Origin of the sequence: Sphingobium algorifonticola (assembly GCF_004005485.1) — a bacterium.
GTDB classification, from domain to species: Bacteria; Pseudomonadota; Alphaproteobacteria; order Sphingomonadales; family Sphingomonadaceae; genus Sphingobium; species Sphingobium algorifonticola.
The window spans coordinates 33,465-53,618 of record NZ_RZUL01000009.1; the positions used below are offsets into that span (position 1 = coordinate 33,465).

Below are 20,154 nucleotides of genomic sequence, written 5' to 3' on the forward strand. Positions count from 1 at the left end.
TTCCTAAACGGTCGGACACATGGGTATGGCCAGAAAATCACGCTTCCCGGCATTGGCCTCCGCTTCCCACCGGCCTGACCGGACGTTATTGTCGCGCCCAAAGGGGACGTCATGCGGATTGTCATTATCGACGATAGCGGGCTGCGCGCGTCCGTTCTGGAAGACGGGCTGCGCGATGCCGGCTATGACGACATCCACATTGTCCCGCCGCGCGGCGCGTTCGTTGCGAGGCTGGAGCGCATGGCGCCCGATGTCGTCCTGATGGACCTGGGTAGCCCCAGCCGCGATACGCTGGAAGAAATGCTGATGGTCAGCCGGGCGCTGGCCAAGCCGATCGCGATGTTCGTGGATCAGTCGGACGACGCCATGATCGGTGCGGCGATCGACGCGGGCATATCCGCCTATGTCGTCGACGGGTTGCGCAAGGAACGCGTGAAGCCGGTGCTGGAACTGGCGGTGCGCCGCTTCAATGCCTTTGCCCGGATGCAGGCCGAACGCGACGATGCGCGCGCCGCCCTGACCGAGCGCAAGGTCATTGATCGCGCCAAGTCCATCCTGATGAACCAGCGATCCATGTCAGAACAGGATGCCTATACGCTGCTGCGATCGACCGCGATGAACCAGGGCAAGAAAATCGTCGACGTGGCGCAAGCGTTGATTACCGCCAGCGACCTGTTGGGAGGGGGAGCATGACGACGACAGTGAAGATTTCCTTTTTGCCCCTGACCGATTCAGCCGCGCTGGTCGCCGCGCGCGAGCAGGGATTTGCGCAAGAGGAAGGTATCGACCTTGATCTGGTCCGCAGCACGAGCTGGGCGACGCTGCGCGACCGCATGATTTACGGGCAGGTTCACGCCGCGCAGATGCTGGCACCGCTGGCGGTTGCGGTCACGCTGGGCCTCAGCCAGCAGCCCGCCCCCCTCGCCGCGCCGTACAAGTTGAACGTGAACGGTAACATGCTGGTGATGGCAAGCGACTTCGCAAAGGCGCTGGACCCCGATGTGGCGGCGCGTCTGGCCGATCCGCTGGGCACTGCGCACGACTTTGCCGCAGCGATCGGCCTGTGGCGGCGCAAACCCGTCATCGGCGTGGTCCATCGCTTCTCCAGCCATTCGCTGATGCTGCGTTACTGGCTGGCGAGCGCGGGCGTCGATCCGGACAAGGATGTCGTGCTGCGCGTGCTGCCGCCGTCGCTGACGGTCGAGGCGATGCAGGCCGGGGAAATCGACGGATTTATCGCGGGCGAACCGTGGGGCAGCGCAGCGGTCGAAGCCGGACTGGCCGAGGCGGCGGCGATCGGCGAACGCATCTGGCAGCGCGGCGTGGAGAAGGTTCTGGCCTTCCGCGAAGCCTGGATGGAGGAGAATCCCGAAACGGTCGACAGGTTGCTGCGCGCCCTGGCACGCTCCGCCGCATGGTGCGACGATCCGGCCAGTCACGACAGGCTGTCCGAGCTGCTTTCCGATCCACGCTATATCGACCAGCCGGCGCATCTTATCCGGCGCGCCCTTGCCGGCCAGATTATGGCGCGGCCGCACGAGCCGGCTTTGGCCAGTCCCGACTTCATCCTGTTCGGCCGGGAAGCGACGCCCTTTCCATGGCGCAGTCAGGCGCTGTGGATCTACTCGCAGCTTGTGCGGTGGGGCATGGTGGATCATGACCCGGCAACGGCGACCCGCGCTGCGGCGGTTTTTCGCCCCGATATTTTCCGGCGCGCGCTGACGGGCAGAGATGTGGCAATGCCCGGCGCGAGCATGAAGGTGGAGGGCGCGGTCCAGCTGCCGCTTGCAGTCGGATCGCGTCGGGGAGACCTGACCCTTGGCCCCGACCGTTTCTTCGACGGGCGGATTTTCGATCCCGAACGAATCGAGGCATATCTCGCGGAATTTTCGCAGACGCGTTGATTTCCCGGGCGAAAATTGTGCTTTGCAACAGCCTGCAGATTCCATAAGACTATAGGAGTCGCGCGACGAAGCGCGCTTATATCGATGCGCTGTCCCAAAGGTGGGATCGCCATCCCCAATTTCTATCGCAGCAGAGCCGCTGACCGGACTTGCCCATAGGGGTGACGTCCGGGCTGCGGCTTTTTTCGTGTCTATTTTCCATTTATGGGGGAAGCACCATGGCAACCGCTTATTGGGACCGCGAACAGACTGGCGCCGCGCCGGCGCCCGCGACAAGTTTCTGGAAGGCCGGTCACACACCGACCCTGATCGCCGCCTTTCTCTATTTTGACCTCGCCTTCATGGTGTGGGTTCTGCTCGGGCCGCTGGCGCCGATGATTTCCAAGACATTGATGCTGACGCCCGCCGAAAAAGGCCTGATGGTCGCGACGCCGACGCTTGCCGGAGCCTTGCTGCGCGTCGTCAACGGCCTGCTCGTCGACCGGATCGGACCGAAGCGGTCGGGCGCGATCAGCCAAATCATCGTCATTGCCGGATTGTTCTGCGCCTGGGCGCTGGGCGTCGACAGCTTTGGCGGTACGCTGGCGCTGGGCGTCATTCTGGGCTTTGCAGGCGCAAGCTTCGCCATCGCCCTGCCGCTTGCCAGCCGCTGGTATCCGGCGGAACATCAAGGCAAGGCGATGGGCCTGGCGGGCATGGGCAATTCGGGAACGGTGCTTGCGTCGCTCTTTGCTCCCGTGCTTGCCAAGATGTTCGGCTGGAATGCCGTGCTTGGCCTCGCCTGCATCCCGCTGACGATCGTCTTTGTCGCCTATATGCTGATGGCCAAGGACGCGCCCAATGCGCCCGCACCCAAGAAGATCGTCGATTATTTCACGCCACTCAAGCAGGCTGATGCCTGGTGGCTGATGGCCTTCTACGCCGTGACGTTCGGCGGTTTCGTGGGACTTGCCGCCAGCCTGCCCATCTATTTCACCGACCAGTTCGGCCTGACGCCGATCGTTGCGGGTTATTGCACCGCAGGCTGCGTTTTCGCCGGATCGCTGGTGCGGCCGTTGGGCGGCGCGCTTGCTGACCGGATCGGCGGGGTCAAGGCGCTGACGATCGTCTATATCCTCGCGGCACTGGCGCTGGCGGGCGTGGGCTATGCCACGACTTTGGCCGGTGCGCTTGGCCTGTTCGTCCTCGCCATGCTGGCGCTGGGCACGGGTAACGGCTCGGTCTTCCAGCTCGTCCCGCAGCGTTTTCAGCCGGAAATCGGGGTGATGACGGGTCTGGTGGGCATGGCCGGCGGGATCGGCGGCTTCTACCTCGCCAGCTCGCTGGGTCTGGCAAAGCAGATCACCGGCAGCTTCGCGCCCGGCTTCCTGATCTTCGCCGGACTTGCGGTTCTGGCGGTGCTGGGCCTGACGGCGGTGAAGGCCCGGTGGCGCGCGACCTGGAGCACCGGAGCGCGCATCTGACGATCTGAAACCGGGGGCGGCGCAGCTTTTGCCGCCCCCGGTTTCATCGCTTCACCATTCGTCCGGGGGGACGCATCCCATGAAGTTTTTTATCGTAACCGCGGCCGCGCTGGTCGTCGCACGCCCCGCTTGCGCCCAGACAATTGCCCTGAAGCCGCTCGCGGAAGCACGACTGCGCTACGAGCATGTCGATCAGGATGGCTTGCCGCAAGAGAAGGCCGATGCCCTGACGGTCCGCGCCCGCGCCGGACTTACCGCGAGCAGCGGCGCGCTGTCCGCCTCCATCGTCGGGCAAGGGACGCTGGCGATCGTCGATCATTATTATGACGGCCTCAATGGCGCGCCGACACGGCCGATCGTCGCCGATCCGGAAAATGTCGCGCTCTACATCGCGCAGCTTCAATATAAGACGAAGGCGGTCGCCCTGACGGCGGGACGCCAGAAGATCGTGCTCGATGACGAACGCTTTGTCGGCAATGTCGCCTTCCGCGACAATGCGCAGACGTTCGATGCAGTGCGGGCCGAACTCACGCCGGTAAAGGGCCTGAAGCTGGACGTCGCCTATGCCTGGAGCGTCAGGTCGATCTGGGGCGTTCAGGGGACACGTGCCCGGCAGCAGGCGGTGAGCGGCGACAATATCCTCGCCAATCTTTCCTACACGACGCCCATCGGCACGATGACGGGCTTTGCCTATCTGGTAAATCAGGATGAGGCGGCGGTGCAGGCATATCGCCTGTCGAGCCAGACCTACGGCGTGCGGCTCGCCGGCGCGAAGGCGCTGTCGAAGGCGGCGAAGCTCAGCTACCAGCTCAGCTATGCGCGCCAGTCCGACTATCATCGCAATCCCAACGACTATAGCGCCGATTACTGGCTGGCGGACGCCACGCTGGACGTGAAGGGGTGGAAGCTCAATGGCGGCTACGAAGTGCTAGGCGCCGACAACGGACGACCCTTCACCAGCTTTCAGACGCCGCTCGGCACCAATTTCAAGTTTCAGGGATGGGCCGACAAGTTCCTGACCACGCCCGCCAACGGCGTGCGCGACCTCTATGTCGGCGGCGGCTATGACTGGAAGAAGTGGGGCAGGTTGTCGGCCATCACCCTGACGGCAAGCTGGCACAGGTTCGACAGCGATAGGCTCGACCAGCATTATGGCAATGAGGTCGATCTTCTGGCGACCGCGAAGGTGAAAAAGACGGCTCTGTCGGTGCGCTACGCCCATTATGATGCGCGAGCGCTGGCGACCGACACGAACAAAGTCTGGCTTCAGGCGGACTGGGCCATCTGATTTGAAAGCATCGCGACGAATCGCTTGAGCCACCTAGCGATTCGTCCTATGCTGCGACGCAAGGGACAAGGATGTCCTCCTTCACATAGCCGCGACGATCCACAGACGGGTCGGCAAGGCACGATATGATGGCAAAGCCGCCATCCAGACTCTCGGTTCTCACCGATGGTCCGGATGGCGGCTTTTTTGTTTTCCGAAAGGCACTGGGATGGAATTTCAGCGTGAGACTGTTCCGGTCGCGGAGCGCGTTGACGATCTTCTCGTCACCTCCCCCGACCCGCGCGAACATCTGGTTGTGGTGGGCAACGGCATGGCGGGATGCCGTGCGGTCGAAGAACTGCTGGCGCGCGACGCGGGGCGCTATCGCGTCACGATCTTCGGCGCCGAACCGCATGTGAACTACAACCGCATCATGCTGTCGCCGGTTCTGGCGGGGGAAAAGACTTTCGAGCAGATCGTCATCAACGATGCCGCCTGGTATGCCGACAACGCCATCGAGCTGATCTCGGGCGACCCGGTGACGGCGATCGACCGCACCGCCAAGCGCGTGACGGCGCAGAGCGGGCGCAGCGTCTCCTATGACAAGCTGCTGATCGCGACGGGGTCAGACCCCTTCATCATCCCGGTGCCGGGCAAGGATCTGCCGGGCGTCATCAGCTTCCGTGACATGAAGGATGTCGACACCATGCTGGCGGCGGCGGAAGCCGGGAAGGCCAATGGCGGCGGCAGCGCGGTGGTGATCGGCGGCGGCCTTCTGGGACTGGAGGCGGCGCATGGCCTGACCCTGCGCGGTATGAAAGTGACGGTCATCCACCTCATGGACACGCTGATGGAGCGGCAGCTCGACGAGGCGGCGGGCTGGCTGCTGAAGACGGCGCTGGAGGCGCGCGGCCAGACGATCCTGACGGGCGCCAATACCGAAGCCATCTATGGCGACGGCAAGGTCGAGGGCGTCCGCCTGAAGGACGGTCGCGAAATCCCCGCCAGCCTCGTCGTCATGGCGGTGGGCATCCGCCCCGCGACGGCGCTGGCGCGCGAGGCGGGCCTCACCGTCAATCGCGGCATCTGCGTCGACGATCATATGGTGACGAGCGATCCCGACATCCTGGCGGTCGGCGAATGCGTCGAACATGACGGCAATGTCTATGGCCTCGTCGCGCCGCTGTGGGACATGTGCCGCAGCCTTGCCGATGGCCTCACCGATCAGCACAGCGGCTATCGCGGCTCGGTCACATCCACAAAGCTCAAGGTCGCGGGCCTTGACGTGTTCTCCGCTGGCAACTTTTCGGGCGGAGATGGCTGCGAGGACATCGTGATGCGCGACGCATCGCGTGGCATCTACAAGCGCGTCGTGGTGAAGGACGACCGCGTCGTCGGCGCCGTGCTCTATGGCGATACCGTCGATGGCGGCTGGTATTTCGACCTGCTCAAACGCGAGGAAAATGTCGCGGATATTCGCGACATGCTGATCTTCGGACAAGCCTTCGCCCAGGGAGGGGGCGCGCTGGACCCTAAGGCGGCCGTTGCGGCGCTCTCGGACGATGCCGAGATTTGCGGCTGCAACGGCGTCAGCAAGGGGCAGGTCGTGGCGTGCATCGGGGCGGGCAATGCCAGCCTCGACGCCGTGCGCGCGACGTGCAAGGCGTCGGCCAGCTGCGGCAGCTGCACCGGCCTTGTCGAAAATCTGCTGAGCGTCGTGCTGGGCGATGATGTGAAGTCCGGTCCCAAGACGATGTGCAAATGCACCAGCTTCACTCATGACGACGTTCGGCGCGAGATCGTGGCGCAGGACATGCGCTCCATCCCCGAGGTGATGCAGAAGCTGCACTGGTCGACGCCCGATGGCTGCTCGTCGTGCCGCCCTGCGCTCAACTATTATCTGCTGTGTGCGCTGCCCGGCGTCTATCACGACGATCAGCAAAGCCGCTTCGTCAATGAACGGATGCACGCCAACATCCAGAAGGACGGCACCTATTCGGTGGTCCCGCGCATGTGGGGCGGCCTGACCAACCCGCGCGAGCTGCGCGCGATCGCGGATGTGGTCGAGAAATATAACGCGCCGATGGTCAAGGTCACGGGCGGTCAGCGGCTCGATATTTTCGGGATCAAGGGCGAGGATCTGCCCGCCGTCTGGGCCGACCTCAACGCCGCGGGCATGGTTTCGGGCCACGCCTATGGCAAGTCGCTGCGGACGGTGAAGACCTGCGTCGGGTCCGAATGGTGCCGCTTTGGCACGCAGGATTCGACCGGCCTTGGCGTCAAGGCCGAGCGGATGACCTGGGGATCGTGGATGCCCCACAAGTTCAAGATCGCCGTGTCGGGCTGCCCCCGCAACTGCGCGGAGGCGACGATCAAGGACTTCGGCGTCGTCTGCGTCGATTCAGGCTATGAGCTGCATGTCGGCGGCAATGGCGGCATCCACGTTCGCGCCACCGACCTTCTGTGCAAGATTTCGACCGAGCAGGAGGCGCTGGATTACTGCGCCGCCTTCATCCAGCTCTATCGCGAAGAGGCCCGCTATCTCGAACGCACCGCGCCGTGGATCGAGCGCGTCGGCGTCGACTATGTAAAACAGCGCATCGTCGAAGACGCCGCCGGTCGGGAAGCCCTGCGCGCCCGCTTCCTCTATGCCCAGAGCTTTTCGCAGGACGATCCTTGGGCAGAGCGCGCCGCTGGCCAGCACGCCGAACTGCACCAGCCCATCGCCCCCTTCGCCATCGCAGCAGAGTGAACGACATGACCACATGGATTGACATCGGAACGCTGGACGACATCCCCCAGCGCGGTGCCCGCACCGTCCAGATCGCGGGGCAGAAGGATCTTGCGGTGTTCCGCACAGGTGATGATCATGTCTTCGCGCTGGTCAACGAATGCCCGCACAAGAAGGGGCCGCTCAGCCAGGGCATCGTGCATGGGCACAGCGTCGCCTGCCCGCTGCACAACTGGAACATCGCGCTCAGGACCGGGCAGGCGCAGGGTGCGGACGAGGGATGCACGCCTGTCATCGAAGTGCGTCAGGAGGGCGGCCGCATCCTGATCGCGCAGCCCGACGCCATGCAGGCGGCCGCCTGATGCAAGAGGCGGTCCGCACCACCTGCGCCTATTGCGGCGTCGGCTGCGGCATCGTCGCGACGCCGACCGGCCCGCGATTGGTTTCTGTGAGGGGGGATGAGGCGCACCCGGCCAACGGCGGGCGCCTCTGTTCCAAGGGCACGCATCTGGGCGAGACGGTCGGTCTTCAGGGGCGGTTGCTGCATCCGATGATCGGGGGCAAGCGGGCGGGCTGGGACAAGGCGCTCGACCTTGTGGCAAAGCGCTTCAGGGACGCGATCGATCGCCACGGCCCCGACAGCGTCGCCTTCTACGTCTCCGGCCAGTTGATGACCGAAGACTATTATGTCGCCAACAAACTGATGAAGGGCTTCATCGGGTCGGCCAATATCGACACCAACAGCCGCTTGTGCATGTCGAGCGCGGTCGCGGGGCATAACCGCGCCTTCGGCGAAGACATCGTTCCGGCAAGCTATGACGATCTCGACGCGGCGGACCTCATCGTCCTGGTGGGATCGAACACCGCCTGGTGCCACCCGATCGTCTATCAGCGGATACAGGCGGCGCGGGCGGCACGCGGCACGAAGCTGGTCGTCATCGACCCGCGCCGCACCGAGACTTGCGAAGGCGCGGACCTGCACCTGCCCATCCGCCCCGGAACCGACGTTGCGCTTATGAACGGGCTGCTGGCCTGGTGTAATGCGACATGGACGATCGACCGGACGTTCATCGAGCGCTCGATCACCGCGCCAGAAGGCTTCTGGGAGCATATCCGGAACGGTCATGACCTTTGGACGACGGCGCAGACATGCGATGTCGAGCCCGCGCTCATCAAGCAGTTTTTCGAAATGTTCGCCGCGACACCGCGCACCGTCACACTGTTCAGCCAGGGCGTGAACCAGTCGATCCGCGGGACCGATCAGGTCAATGCGATCATCAACGTCCATCTTGCCACCGGCCGCATCGGCAAGCCGGGCGCGGCACCCTTTTCGATTACCGGGCAGCCCAATGCGATGGGCGGGCGCGAGGTCGGCGGCCTTGCCTCGACCCTTGCGGCGCACATGGACTTTGCGCCGGACAATGTGGCGCGCGTGGGCCGCTTCTGGGCCGCGCCCAACATGGCGACCAAGCCGGGGCTGAAGGCCGTCGATCTGTTTCGCGCAGTGGACGAAGGGCGGATCAAGGCGCTGTGGATCATGGCGACCAACCCCGCCGTATCGATGCCCGACGCAGGCCGCGTACGCGACGCTTTGGCCTTTGTCCCCTTCCTCGTCGTGTCGGACATCATGGCCAACACCGACAGCAGCACGCACGCCCATGTCAGCCTGCCCGCCGCCGGATGGGGGGAGAAGGACGGCACGGTCACCAATTCGGACCGCACGATCAGCCGCCAGCGTCCCTTCATGGCGCTGCCGGGTGAGGCAAAGCCCGACTGGTGGATCGTGAAGGAAGTGGGCCGTCGCATGGGGTGGGCCAACGCCTTCGCCTATGACCGGCCCGCCGACATATGGCGCGAACATGCGCGCCTGACCGCCTATCAGAATGACGGGCAACGATTGCTGAACCTTAAGGACAAGGCGACGATCGGCAACGAAGCCTATGAGGCGATGGAGCCGTTCCGGTGGGGCGGTCGGCCTTTTGCCGATCGCTCGTTTGCCACGCCCGAGGGCAAGGCGCGACTGGTGCTGACCAGACAAATGGACGTGCAGCCGCCGCTCAAGGACTGGCCGATGACGCTCAACACCGGGCGCTATCGCGACCAGTGGCACACGATGAGCCGCACCGGCCTGTCGCCCAAATTGTCGCGGCATCGTGAAGAGCCGCTCGTGGAAGTCCATCCGCAGGACGCGGCGGCGCTGGGGCTTGCCGATGGCGATCTGGCGCGGGTCGATACTGCGCAGGGGAACAGCGTCTTTCGCGTCGCCCTGAACGAAGGGCAGCGTGTGGGTGAGATTTTCACGCCGATCCACTGGACCGATCGCACGAGCAGCGGCGGGCGCACCGGGCTCCTGCCGCGTCCGCTGGTGGACCCACATTCGGGGCAGCCGGGCTTCAAGTCCACGCCCGCCAGCGTCACGCGGGTCGAGACCGAATGGAAGGGCTTCCTGATCCTGCGGGGAGAGACCTTCCCGCACATCCCCTGCCTGTGGGCCACCAAAATCACCGTGCCGGGGGGCGCCCTGTTCGAAGTAGCCGGGAACGGCGATCCCGCTCGGCTCGAGGCATTGCTTCCTCATGGCGAGCGGGTCGAGGCGCTGGACCGGGCGAAGGGCACGCGCCGCGTCGCCAGCATCAACGAAGGCCGTTTGCAAGCCGTCCTGTTCGTGACGCGCACCGGCCTCCTGCCCTCCCGCGACTGGCTGATCGCGCAGTTGGAAGCGGTCAACGTGGGTGGTTCGGTGCTCGCGGCACGTGGTCCGGGCAGTCAGCCCGACAAAGGCGCGACCGTGTGCGTCTGCTTCGACATCGGCCTCAACCAGATCGTCGCTGCGATCCGCGACCAGCATCTGATGGATGTCGCCGCTGTCGGCGCCGCACTTGGGGCGGGCACAAATTGCGGATCGTGCCGCCCCGCGATCGCGACCATCTTTACCCAGACCATGCAGGAGACGCTTGATGCCGCGGAATGACCTGATCGCGCCCGGAGACGTGTGGCTGGTGGGGGCTGGCCCCGGCGATCCCGACCTTCTGACGCGAAAGGCCGAGAAGCTGATCGCAGCGGCAGAGGTCGTCTTCTATGATGCGCTGGTCGGGCCGGGCGTGGTGGACCTGATCCCCTCCAGTGTCGAGCGGGTAAGCGTAGGCAAACGATCCGGCCGCCATTCGAAGGATCAATTGACGATCGACCAGATGTTGGTCGCCGCATCGCTGGCGGGCAGGCGCATCGTGCGCCTGAAGGGCGGCGACCCAGCCATGTTCGCCAGAGCAGCCGAGGAAATGTCCGCCCTGCGTGCGATCGGCGCGCGCGTTCGGATTTGCCCCGGCGTGACGGCCGCCAGCGCGGTGGCGGCGTCGGCGGGCGTGTCCCTTTCTCTCCGGGGTATCGCCCGCCGCGTTCAGTTCGTCACCGCGCACAGTCGGCGTGGGCAGGCGCTCGATCTGGACTGGAATGCGCTGGCCGATCCGACCAGCACGCTAGCGGTCTATATGGGCCGGGATGCCGCGCCCGAACTCAGTCGCGCCCTGATCGCCGCTGGCTTGCCCGGGTCGACCCCAGCGCTCATCACGTGCGACGCGTCCCTGCCGCAAGAGCAGATGCTGCGAACCCGGCTGGACCTGCTGCCTTTGGTGATCGAGTCCTTTGCCCAGGATCGCCCGACGCTGATCCTGATAGGAAAAGCGGTGGCGCAACCCGATCTGACCGTCGTCGCCGGGGCGGTTGCCGACAATGTCATGACGCACTAGGGCCGCGTCATGACCGCAGCAACCAGCATTGCGTGCGCCGCGACCATTGGCTTCGATGAAGCGCAGGCGATCGTGCGGAAGAGTTGCGTGCCGCTAGGTTTTGAGTTCGTGCCTCTTGGCAAGGCAGGCCGGCGCGTCCTTGCCAGGGATGTCGTCGCCGGGATTGATTCGCCACGGCGGGACTGCGCGGCTATGGACGGATATGCCGTGCATTCCCGCGATCTTGCGCAAGGGGTCATCCGGTTTCGCCTCTCCGGCGAAAGTGGCGCCGGTGGACCGCTTCCAGTGCCGTTGCCACCCGGCACGGCGGTTCGAATATCGACCGGCGCGCCGATGCCTCCGGGTGCCGACCGTGTCGTCATGCGCGAATATGCGATGATCGACGGGAAACATGTCATACTGACGGACAGGGGTGGCAAGGGCCATGTCCGCAGGCGCGGCGATGATTTTGCGCGAGGCCAGACATTGCTGACCGCAGGCACCCGCATGGATGCGCGGGCCATGGTCGTGACCGCCGCCGCCGACGTAGAGGGTGTGACCGTATGGCGCCGGCCGCGCGTGCATGTCATGACCAATGGCGACGAACTGGTCGAACCCGGCAAGGCCGCAATGCAGGCCGATACCGTTCCTGATAGTCTAAGCGAAGCTTTGACGCTGATAGCGCGGCAATGGGGCGGCAAGCTGACCGGCATGTCACGCGCGACCGACCGGATCGACAGCCTGCGCGATGCCGCGCAGGCCGCGCTTTCCGAAACCGACATTTTGGTGCTGGCGGGGGGCGCATCGCATGGACATCGGGATCTGGCCCGCGCAGCGCTCCTGCCGCTCGGCCTGCGCCTCGCCTTCGCGGGCGTTGCCATGAAGCCGGGCAAGCCTCTGTGGTATGGCAGAATCGGCAGGACTCACATTCTGGGCCTGCCAGGAAATCCGACTGCCGCCCTGACGACCGCGCGTCTGTTTCTGGCGCCGATGATCGCGGCCATGTCAGGCGCCGGTTTCGCCTCTGCCTTGCGCTGGTCCAGCCATGCGTCGTCCCTTGCTTTGGAGGAAGGCGGCGACAGGGATCAGTTCTTATGCGGGGTGACGCAGGGCAATACCGTTCGAACTATTGAACGCCAGCAGGCGTCGGCGCAGATGATGCTGGCGCAAGCGGATGTCCTCGTCGAGCGACGGGCAGGTGTGCCTGCCGGTCCGGCAGGTTCCGTTCTACAATGCCTGCGCTTCTGACATGGCCCTGCTGGGAGCGATCATTGGAGGTGGCATGTCGCGGCGCTTCGGCTCCGACAAGGCCATGGCGCGGATTGATGGCGTTACGCTTCTGGACCACGTCCATGCCGCCTTGCAGCCTCAGGTCGACGATATCGTCTTGTGCGGGCGTAGCTGGCTGGAGTGGACCTCCATCCCGGACGTGCCGGGCCCGGGCCTTGGGCCGTTGGGGGGCATGGCCGCGGCCTTGGAATATGGCCGCCGTAACGGCTTCGACGCTGTTCTGACAGTTCCGTTAGACACCTATCCACTTCCAAGTGACCTCGCTCGCTCGCTCGGAACTGGGCCAGTTTGTTTCGCTGACCAGTATATGGTGGGTATTTGGCCAGCATCGCTATGTGCTCGCTTGAACGCGCATATTGTCAGCGGCCACCGGTCCGTGCGGTCATGGATCAGCGCCTCAGGCTGTCAATTAATAAAAGTCGATAATCTCGCCTGGAGAAACATTAATGTAGCTACAGATCTACATGAAATTTTTGAATAATCACAACATCATCTCGAAGGGATTCTTAAACTGCTAATCGCAGAGTTGACTGGCCACTTAGATGTGGCCTGATCAGAATCGCGCGCTTTCGGCGATGTTTAATCTTTTTAATAGTTCCTGGACAGGTGAGGCGGGCCCGTGGGGTGCACCCTTTCAATAATTTTATCGCCAGGGTCTTGCTGGGCCGCCAGCCTCTCCGCCAAGGCTGCCCGTTTCAAAGAGCAATGACGGTAAAATTACCGATGTCTGTTTCCAAACCAAAACCTGCCGCTCGCAAATACAAAACTGAATGGCAGGTTTGTCCCAGGTCCCGTCATTCATATGCTCTATCGGCAACAATAGGCGAACAACCGGTTCTGCCGCGCCAAACTGGCGCCATGAACGTACGGTATGTCAGCGGTTACCCGGATTGTCGTCAACATCGGCGAAGCTTGGCCCACAAACCTTGACGAACAGCCCGGCTTCACTTATCTCACTTTTATTAGTGAGGATTGTGAAATGATTCGATACCCGATGCTGACCAGCCCATCCGGTAGCACAACACTGGCCGGTAGCGCCATGGGGCGGCAGATGCTCGCCCAGTTGATCGAGAAGACAAAGCCGGTGGTCGAGCCGACCCTTGCCTTCCTCGATTTCGCGGAGGTGGACATCGCGACGGGGTCGTTCCTTCGCGAGGCCGTAATGGGCTTCCGCGACTTCTGCCGCAACGCGACTGGCATGATCTACCCGGTGGTGGCCAATGCCAACGCGACCATCGAGGAGGAACTTGCGACCTACCTTCGGGGTCGCAACGACGCCATTTGGGCATGTGCCCTTGATGCCGAAGGCGCGGCCACTGCCCCCCGCATCCTAGGGGAGCTCGACGCGGGGCAGATGAGCACTATCCAACTGATTGCCCAGCACCATCCGATTTCCGCGCCCGAGCTGGCCAAGCTCCGCCCCGATGACAAGATCGGCACGACTGCATGGAACAACCGGCTGGCGACACTGTCCGCGAAGGGCATGCTGAAGGAAGTGCGGCACGGCAAAACCAAGCTGTTCAGCCCGGTGATGGAGACCGTGTAATGGGTGCTGATTTCATCCGCGAACAGTCTGGCCAGCCCTGGCGCAAGCGCTGGAACAAGGGTGTGGACCGCCTCAAGCAGCCGGGCCTGTTCGATGTCCGGTTCGGGTCACAACAGCGGACCATTACGGCGGATATCGACCCCGGCATGAGCGTGCGGGCGGGCGACGAGCTGGTCGTGCAGTGTGGGTCCGGCAATGCCATGGTGTGCCGGGGGCAAAGCCGCATCGGTGCCGTCAACGGCCTGCCGTCCGACATGCACACAACCATTACCGACTGCGGTGGCGTCGCACTCGGGATCGTTGAACGGGTCAGCCTGTTCGGCAACAGCGTGGAGCTTCGTCTGCAATGAAGAATGCCAACAACAATTCGCTTCCCCGCATCGTGCGCAACTCGCAGCGCCTTTGGGACGATGCAGCCACGATGCCCTGTTCGCTGGGTTGCGTGAGCTGTGTAGATCACCCGATCTGTGGCGGGGCGCACAACAGCGCCAGCTTCTTCGACTGTAGCGATTATTGCCGGTGCAATGACAAAGCGACCTGCGATTTGGTCTGCCGAGGCAACCCCAAACAGTTTGTAGAACGTCTGCGGGAGGTCAATGGCTTGGACCTCAAGAACGCGCCCCGCGCCCCAATCGTCTCCATTGAGGCACTGCCGCCGATGGTTCCGTTAATCGAGCATTCGACGGCGCGCGTCGGCACGCTCAACTCTCCGATTGTCGCGCTGCCGCTCCATGCGCTTTTGGACATCAACGCGGGCACGCTGCGCTATCACGACAGGGACGCGCTGAGTCAGAAGTTCGGTATCGATCCGAACGCCCGACTGGTGATCTCAGGGGTAGCACGCGACCGGAGGATCGAGCGCTACTGGGCGGCGACGGACAGGGATGCCATGCTGGAGCAGCTGGCAGCCCTCGACATCGCGCTGATCACACCACCCAATTACAGCGTGCTGACCGATGTGCCCCGCACCGACAATATGCATGCCATGAAGCGCATCCTGCTGGCGGCGATTGAGATGATGCAAGCAGGTCTTCCGACCGCGCTGCATGTCAACGCGCGCACCGAACGGGACTACAAGCGCTGGGCCGAGCTCATCGCCGAACGCCCGGAGATTCAATGGCTGGCCTTTGAGTTCGCGACTGGCACTGGCCGTGGCGAACGGCTGGATTGGCATGTGGCGCAGCTGACCGCGCTTGCCGCGCGTGTACCGCAACCACTGGGCTTGGTGGTGCGCGGCGGCATGCGCGCACTGGAGCCACTGCGTGCAGCTTTTGCAGCGGTGACGATGATCGATACCGATGCCTTCACCAAGACCCGCTGCCGCCAAGAAGCGCAATTCCGCCCCGACGGGATATTGGTGTGGCGCAAGCACCCAACGCCGCGCGGTGCACCAATCGACGCCTTGCTGCAACAGAACGTCGCAGCGCTTCACAGTCACCACATTATCTTGGAGCGCATCCACGCAGAACGACGGCGCAACGCCGCTTCACGGGGTTTCCGCGCGCCAAATCGCGCTGATCGTCAGGCCCGCCAGGGTTGAGGTATGGCTGAGCCGCTGGTGCCCATTAAGAGGATCATTTGTCGGGCATAGCGTCAGCGCATGATCACCGGAGCGGAAGCGAAGCTCAACCCGGTCGGTCACCATTGACCTGCAAAGCTGGATAAATCCCTGGCCCCTTCCGCTGGAAGCAGGGAACCGCGACACACCAGGTCGGATCGCTTCCGTCAGCGCCGCACCTGCGTCCGGCAGATGCGCGTAGTCAGGGTTTTGCCGCAGCGTCTCCAGCACACCCATGCCGCGATCCGCCACCACAAACTCGAAGGTGCGATCCGTGACTGCATAAGCGACCAGCCCCGTTTGGGCCGCGCCGCTATGCTCATAGACATTGTCCTGCAGTTCACCCAATGCCCCCACCAGCGATGCGACGAGCCCGGAGGGAAAGCCTCTATTTTTCCCAGCATTTTCTGCGTGGAGGAGCCATTGCGCCCAAACCGGATCACGGGTCTCTACAGGGTTCTCTAACGGCAATGGAAACGCCCCAGCTTGGTCGCTGAAGCCGCCGCCGAACGGCTTTCCCGTTGCCCAAGCATCGCGAACTTTCGGGGCAAATGTCCCCGCAAATGAAACGGATGCATACTCGGCCGGAAATTGCTGGGCAGCAGCCAATAATTCGACAAGTGGCCCAATACGTCCTGAGTTTTCGATCATAAACGAACCGTGGCCATGCAAATGACCACGCATCGCTTCTCTGAGAAGATCATCTACATCCGAGAACTGTGCCTGCAAGGTATGCATCATTGCTCAATACCATATAGACTTGGCTTACGCCTACAATTCCTTGGGTTGAGCACAGCTCGGGGATTATGACCGGGCGGCCTCAGCAGCGATGTGCCCGGCGAGGTTGGTCGCAAATGTCTTCAGGCTTGTTAGCTCTGACACCCCGCATAACTCCCCTGTCTTCAACGCTGTGCGCGGCGGTCCTCATTATTTCAGCAGCGAGGCCTGCAGCTTCGGTGGACGCGCTGGAAGCCGAACATTATCGTGGGCTGTCATGTTTCGCCTCCATTGCACCAAGAAGTTACTTGAGCGTATCAAGCCGGACATCGTTACCCCTGGGCATAGCGACACCGCGCTTGGTGGCTGGTATGCCACCGTCCTGTTCTGGAAGCCGCAGATAGCTTTGCTGGTTTCTGAGCGCACGCTGCTTCCAGTGCTTATGCCGCTGGCCCCAGCGGCCACACTTGCTCTGAGATTCCCGGCACAATTGGCGCTGGTTTTGAAGGAGCATAACGCCCCAAGCGAATTCATCGCTCGGGAAATTTGGCGAATGGACACGGTCCAGTACTCGAAAACTGCGAACCGAAGCGTCGTGGGCATCCTCAATGAGTTCGTTCGCCAGGCCGAGTTTTGGCTGGCAGTCTATGCCTATGAAAAGGGCGATGATGACGACCTCCTGGCCATTTCGGCCAAGCTAGCGGAGACACCTTGTAGCCCGCTGTACAAGGGCCCGGTTTCGCCAGACAGGGCCCTTCATGAACTCGTGACGGCTGGTGCGCAGGCATGAGCCTGCTGGCCGTCAACTGCGCTCGGAGATCCTACAGCACTCGGCCGGAAACCCAGCCTATGCGGTCAGACGGGATCGGACGGCAAATCGACGATACGGAAAACAGCCCCAGTTCCAGCATCACGGACGAGGTCAACGCGCTGGCCATCCCAATGATAGTCGAGGTGCCGTCCCTGAAGGGGGTTTGACGCGCAGTCAGGGTAGAAGAGCGCGACGCATTCTCCATCTGGATGCCGGATACTCGGGTAGACAATTCCATCCGATCCCGCGCTCTGGAGGTGCCGCGCGAGCGCTTGAGATGCGGCATAGGCGTCGGAGTCGAGCGCCTGAACCGGCTCGCCTGCCAGAGGACGAAGATCATGCAGTTCTGCATCGACGGACATGACGATTTCCCGGAACTGCGAAGTCCAGCCAGGTGCTTGCCTAGTCCGTGCCATGAAGCGGGCATGGTGGTGGATCGTCTCGAACAGCGCGGTCTCGAACCGGTCCCCAACATAGAGCACGCCGTAGCTGCCATCGGTAAACCTGCTTGGCCGATCGGTGCTGACATGGGTGAATGGCGCCATGAGGTAGGAGGCGCCGTTGCCACCGACGCGGCGGCCAACCGGAACGAGGTCGAGATTCCCAATCGTCGCCATGATGCGAGGATTGGTCTTCTGCTCGGCCGAAATCAGCAGCGGCCAGTCCGCGGGATCGGCGATGTCCTCGAACAGGTCGATCGGCGGAAAGGCGCTGCGGATGATCCTGACAGCGCCCTTCCACTCAACTCGAGAAACGGGGATTTCTGCCGCCTCGCTCACCAGCCACCGCGCTCAGCGTCGAGATAGCGACGCACCCGCATGATGTCGGTGAGCTCGCCTCCCAGCATTACGTCGAGCGCACAGGCTCCGCCGAACGCATCGTTAGCCGCCCTGATCCAAGTATACCCGCGGGCCGCCTCCGAGAAGATGATCCGGAGCGCCTTATGGATGCCCATAAGGTTGGACAGACGAGCACGGCCATCGCGCGAGACGCGCCCCGGGCCTTCCGCCTTCCATCGACGATAGGAACGCACCGGCATGTCGAGCAGAGTTGCCGCCTGCTCGTCGGTCAGTTCCCATTTGCCGAACAGATTGAGGACTGCCCGGAACATGGCAGCTGCCTCGTCCTGGGTAATCGGATCGGGACGGAAAGCGGTAACAGCAGTATCAACGGGTTGCATAGCCAACATGGCAGTTCTCCATATGGCAGCATATATGCTCAATAATGCCATTTGGCAACAACCTATGCGGATGATGCCAGTCTGGCCATCACGCTCGCCGCGCCCTCAACCGGCACAAAGAGCCGGGTCTGGTAACGAATGATCTCGGTAAAGCAGCCTTGGGCCTTGTACCAGTCGAGGCGGGCAACGCTCCAACCGGTCAGCTCAATTCGCTGTGATCCATTGACCAGGCTGCGTTTGACCATGAGCTTTTCGCGCCCTGCGAATTCCATGGCCCGTCCCGTTGCCAGGACGGTCTGGACAATCTCGTCGGCGGACAGCGCCTGCTCGCGCTCGAGACCCAACGCCCGGCACAGGTCCGGGACACAATGAACCGGAACCTCTCGGCCAAGGAGCGAGCGACCATCGGCTGCCGAGATGCGGCTCACCCTCACGAAATCCGAAGGGAGCTTGTCCCAGACCGGCAGCAGGAGGCCGGTCGCAAGATAGAGGCGCTCGCGCTTGTGACTGGTTTGCGCCTCCGCGACCTCGGTTGACCAGGCACCGCGGAAGGCGTCGATGGCAATATCCTCCCAGCTGCTCTCAGCGAGCTGATCCTCGGTGATGTGACTGCGCTTCAGCGGGCGCAGTAATTCGAAGCGGGTCATGCGCGTGCCGTCATCGGCAAGAATACTGCGAGCGGGGACCAGCAGGGCGACCCGACCAGAGCGGGCGTTCCGAACCGGTCGCTGCCGCTGCCCGGTGAGGCCGTGGATCTCCTCGAGCTGCTTCAACGTAAGCGGCTTCAAGGCTCTGGCGATTTCCAGTTCCAGCAGATGGGTGGTCGCGCCCGATGCCGGATCGGTGCGTAGCAGCGTATCCGATAGTATCGTGAAGTCCTCAACCGCGATGGTCTCCAAGCCGAGATCAAGGGTGCCAGCCTGCCGGGCGGCATCGAAGCGCGCTTCGACCAGTCCCAAGAACTCACCAAAGATCGCGTTCTGCAGGGCAATGGGAAGCGCCAGGATGCGATTGAGCCACCGCTGGATCGACGGCAGGTCATCGACCATCGACCCGTCAGGCGCCTCGATCCGCAGGCCTGTCAGGTCCTGGAAGCGCCCGAGGCTGACCGCTTCGAGCTTGCCGGTGAACAACAGGCCGAACCAGCGATGGAGCGCCTCCTTGGCGTAGATGCTTTCGAGATTGTCGGCAGGATCGAAGAGGTTCTGGCCACCGGTCTGGCGCTGCCCGCGGGTCAGAGCGCCGAGGCTGTCGAGGCGCCGAGCGATCGTCGAGATGAAGCGGCGCTCGCCGCGCACATCGGTGGTCACGGGCCTGAACAGCGGGGCCGATGCCTGATTGGTGCGATTGGTCCGGCCAAGCCCCTGGATTGCGGCGTCAGCCCGCCAGCCCGGCTCGAGCAGGAAGTGGACGCGGCGGGCCTGGTTCTTTGCGGCCAGATCGGCATGGTAGCTGCGCCCGGTTCCCCCGGCATCGGAGAACACCAGGATACGCTTGGCACCGTCCATGAACGCCTGGGTCTCGGCGACGTTGGCGCGCGGCGACCGGGATTGGAGTTTCTGACGACCATCGCGGCCGACGATGAGCCGACGTGTGCGACCGGTGACTTCCGCCACCTGGTCAACGCCGAAGCGTTCGATGATGGCATCGAGGGCTGTGGCGATGGGCGGCAAGGCGCAGAGCTGCTCGATCATCCGGTCGCGCGCGGCCAGCGCGGAGCGGCAAAGCACAGGTGCGCCTTGCTCGTCACTCATCGGCTCGGACCGAGGGTTGCCGCTTTCGTCGGTGAACACCGCCATCAGGCGGACGGGGAAGCTCTTGGCGAGATAGTCGATCACATATTCTTTGCAGTCGCAGTTTATGTCGAGCGTGGTGGCGGGAGGCGCAGGTTTCCTTCGGTTTCCCATGATTTCACTCCAGATAATTACGGTTCCCTCGACCTCAACAAGTCGAAGGAACCAA

At 63.3% G+C, this 20,154-nt stretch carries 18 protein-coding genes; 14 read left to right on the forward strand and 4 right to left on the reverse strand.

The window, feature by feature from the left end; translation table 11 throughout:
• Positions 1-111 precede the first annotated feature (111 nt).
• From ENE74_RS16125 to ENE74_RS16185, 13 genes are all read left to right on the forward strand, one after another.
• Positions 112-693 (forward strand): ANTAR domain-containing response regulator, encoded by a 582-nt coding sequence (locus ENE74_RS16125; RefSeq protein WP_009824056.1) that lies wholly within the window; start codon positions 112-114, stop codon positions 691-693.
• Complete coding sequence (locus tag ENE74_RS16130; RefSeq protein WP_127691917.1) at positions 690-1,904, forward strand: CmpA/NrtA family ABC transporter substrate-binding protein; 1,215 nt, start codon at positions 690-692, stop codon at positions 1,902-1,904. The genes ENE74_RS16125 and ENE74_RS16130 overlap by 4 nt, the downstream gene beginning before the upstream one ends.
• A 218-nt stretch (positions 1,905-2,122) precedes the next feature.
• Positions 2,123-3,367 (forward strand): nitrate/nitrite transporter, encoded by a 1,245-nt coding sequence (locus tag ENE74_RS16135; RefSeq protein WP_127691918.1) that lies wholly within the window; start codon positions 2,123-2,125, stop codon positions 3,365-3,367.
• 79 nt (positions 3,368-3,446) lie between these two features.
• Positions 3,447-4,655, forward strand: coding sequence for a hypothetical protein (locus ENE74_RS16140; protein WP_127691919.1), 1,209 nt, complete (start codon positions 3,447-3,449; stop codon positions 4,653-4,655).
• Between the two features lie 208 nt (positions 4,656-4,863).
• Positions 4,864-7,386 (forward strand): nitrite reductase large subunit NirB, encoded by a 2,523-nt coding sequence (gene nirB / locus ENE74_RS16145; RefSeq protein ID WP_009824060.1) that lies wholly within the window; start codon positions 4,864-4,866, stop codon positions 7,384-7,386.
• 5 nt (positions 7,387-7,391) lie between these two features.
• Positions 7,392-7,727, forward strand: a complete 336-nt coding sequence (nirD, locus tag ENE74_RS16150; protein WP_021224520.1) for a nitrite reductase small subunit NirD — start codon at positions 7,392-7,394, stop codon at positions 7,725-7,727.
• On the forward strand, positions 7,727-10,336 hold the full coding sequence (locus ENE74_RS16155) for a nitrate reductase (protein WP_009824062.1): 2,610 nt from the start codon (positions 7,727-7,729) through the stop codon (positions 10,334-10,336). Before nirD ends, ENE74_RS16155 begins: the two co-directional genes overlap by 1 nt.
• Entirely contained in the window at positions 10,323-11,111 is a 789-nt protein-coding gene (gene cobA / locus ENE74_RS16160; protein WP_009824063.1) for a uroporphyrinogen-III C-methyltransferase, read from the forward strand. Before ENE74_RS16155 ends, cobA begins: the two co-directional genes overlap by 14 nt.
• A 9-nt stretch (positions 11,112-11,120) precedes the next feature.
• Entirely contained in the window at positions 11,121-12,338 is a 1,218-nt protein-coding gene (locus ENE74_RS16165) for a molybdopterin molybdotransferase MoeA (protein WP_009824064.1), read from the forward strand.
• A gap of 1 nt (position 12,339) precedes the next feature.
• A complete protein-coding gene (locus ENE74_RS16170) occupies positions 12,340-12,861 on the forward strand; it encodes a molybdenum cofactor guanylyltransferase (protein WP_009824065.1) in 522 nt (173 codons plus the stop codon).
• Positions 12,862-13,251: 390 nt separating this feature from the next.
• A complete protein-coding gene (locus ENE74_RS16175) occupies positions 13,252-13,926 on the forward strand; it encodes a hypothetical protein (protein ID WP_127691920.1) in 675 nt (224 codons plus the stop codon).
• Positions 13,926-14,276, forward strand: a complete 351-nt coding sequence (locus tag ENE74_RS16180) for a hypothetical protein (protein ID WP_127691921.1) — start codon at positions 13,926-13,928, stop codon at positions 14,274-14,276. The genes ENE74_RS16175 and ENE74_RS16180 overlap by 1 nt, the downstream gene beginning before the upstream one ends.
• On the forward strand, positions 14,273-15,466 hold the full coding sequence (locus tag ENE74_RS16185) for a DUF4417 domain-containing protein (RefSeq protein ID WP_127691922.1): 1,194 nt from the start codon (positions 14,273-14,275) through the stop codon (positions 15,464-15,466). Before ENE74_RS16180 ends, ENE74_RS16185 begins: the two co-directional genes overlap by 4 nt.
• Here the strand turns inward: ENE74_RS16185 and ENE74_RS16190 are convergent.
• Entirely contained in the window at positions 15,413-16,225 is an 813-nt protein-coding gene (locus ENE74_RS16190) for a hypothetical protein (RefSeq protein WP_127691923.1), read from the reverse strand. The two genes, ENE74_RS16185 and ENE74_RS16190, sit on opposite strands and share 54 nt — an antisense overlap.
• Before the next feature lie 253 nt (positions 16,226-16,478).
• Here ENE74_RS16190 and ENE74_RS16195 point away from each other — a divergent pair, with 253 nt between their 5' ends.
• Positions 16,479-16,991 (forward strand): DUF6933 domain-containing protein, encoded by a 513-nt coding sequence (locus ENE74_RS16195; RefSeq protein WP_127691924.1) that lies wholly within the window; start codon positions 16,479-16,481, stop codon positions 16,989-16,991.
• 65 nt (positions 16,992-17,056) lie between these two features.
• Here ENE74_RS16195 and ENE74_RS16200 read toward each other — a convergent pair whose 3' ends face one another.
• From ENE74_RS16200 to ENE74_RS16210, 3 genes are read right to left on the reverse strand one after another with little or no spacing between them, the layout of a single operon-like run.
• Positions 17,057-17,791: an RES family NAD+ phosphorylase gene (locus ENE74_RS16200; RefSeq protein ID WP_127691925.1), complete on the reverse strand. Its 735-nt coding sequence runs from the start codon at positions 17,789-17,791 to the stop codon at positions 17,057-17,059.
• Positions 17,788-18,201, reverse strand: coding sequence for an MbcA/ParS/Xre antitoxin family protein (locus tag ENE74_RS16205; protein WP_127691926.1), 414 nt, complete (start codon positions 18,199-18,201; stop codon positions 17,788-17,790). The genes ENE74_RS16200 and ENE74_RS16205 overlap by 4 nt, the downstream gene beginning before the upstream one ends.
• 53 nt (positions 18,202-18,254) lie before the next feature.
• A complete protein-coding gene (locus ENE74_RS16210) occupies positions 18,255-19,946 on the reverse strand; it encodes a strawberry notch C-terminal domain-containing protein (protein WP_420902605.1) in 1,692 nt (563 codons plus the stop codon).
• Between the last annotated feature and the right edge of the window lie 208 nt (positions 19,947-20,154).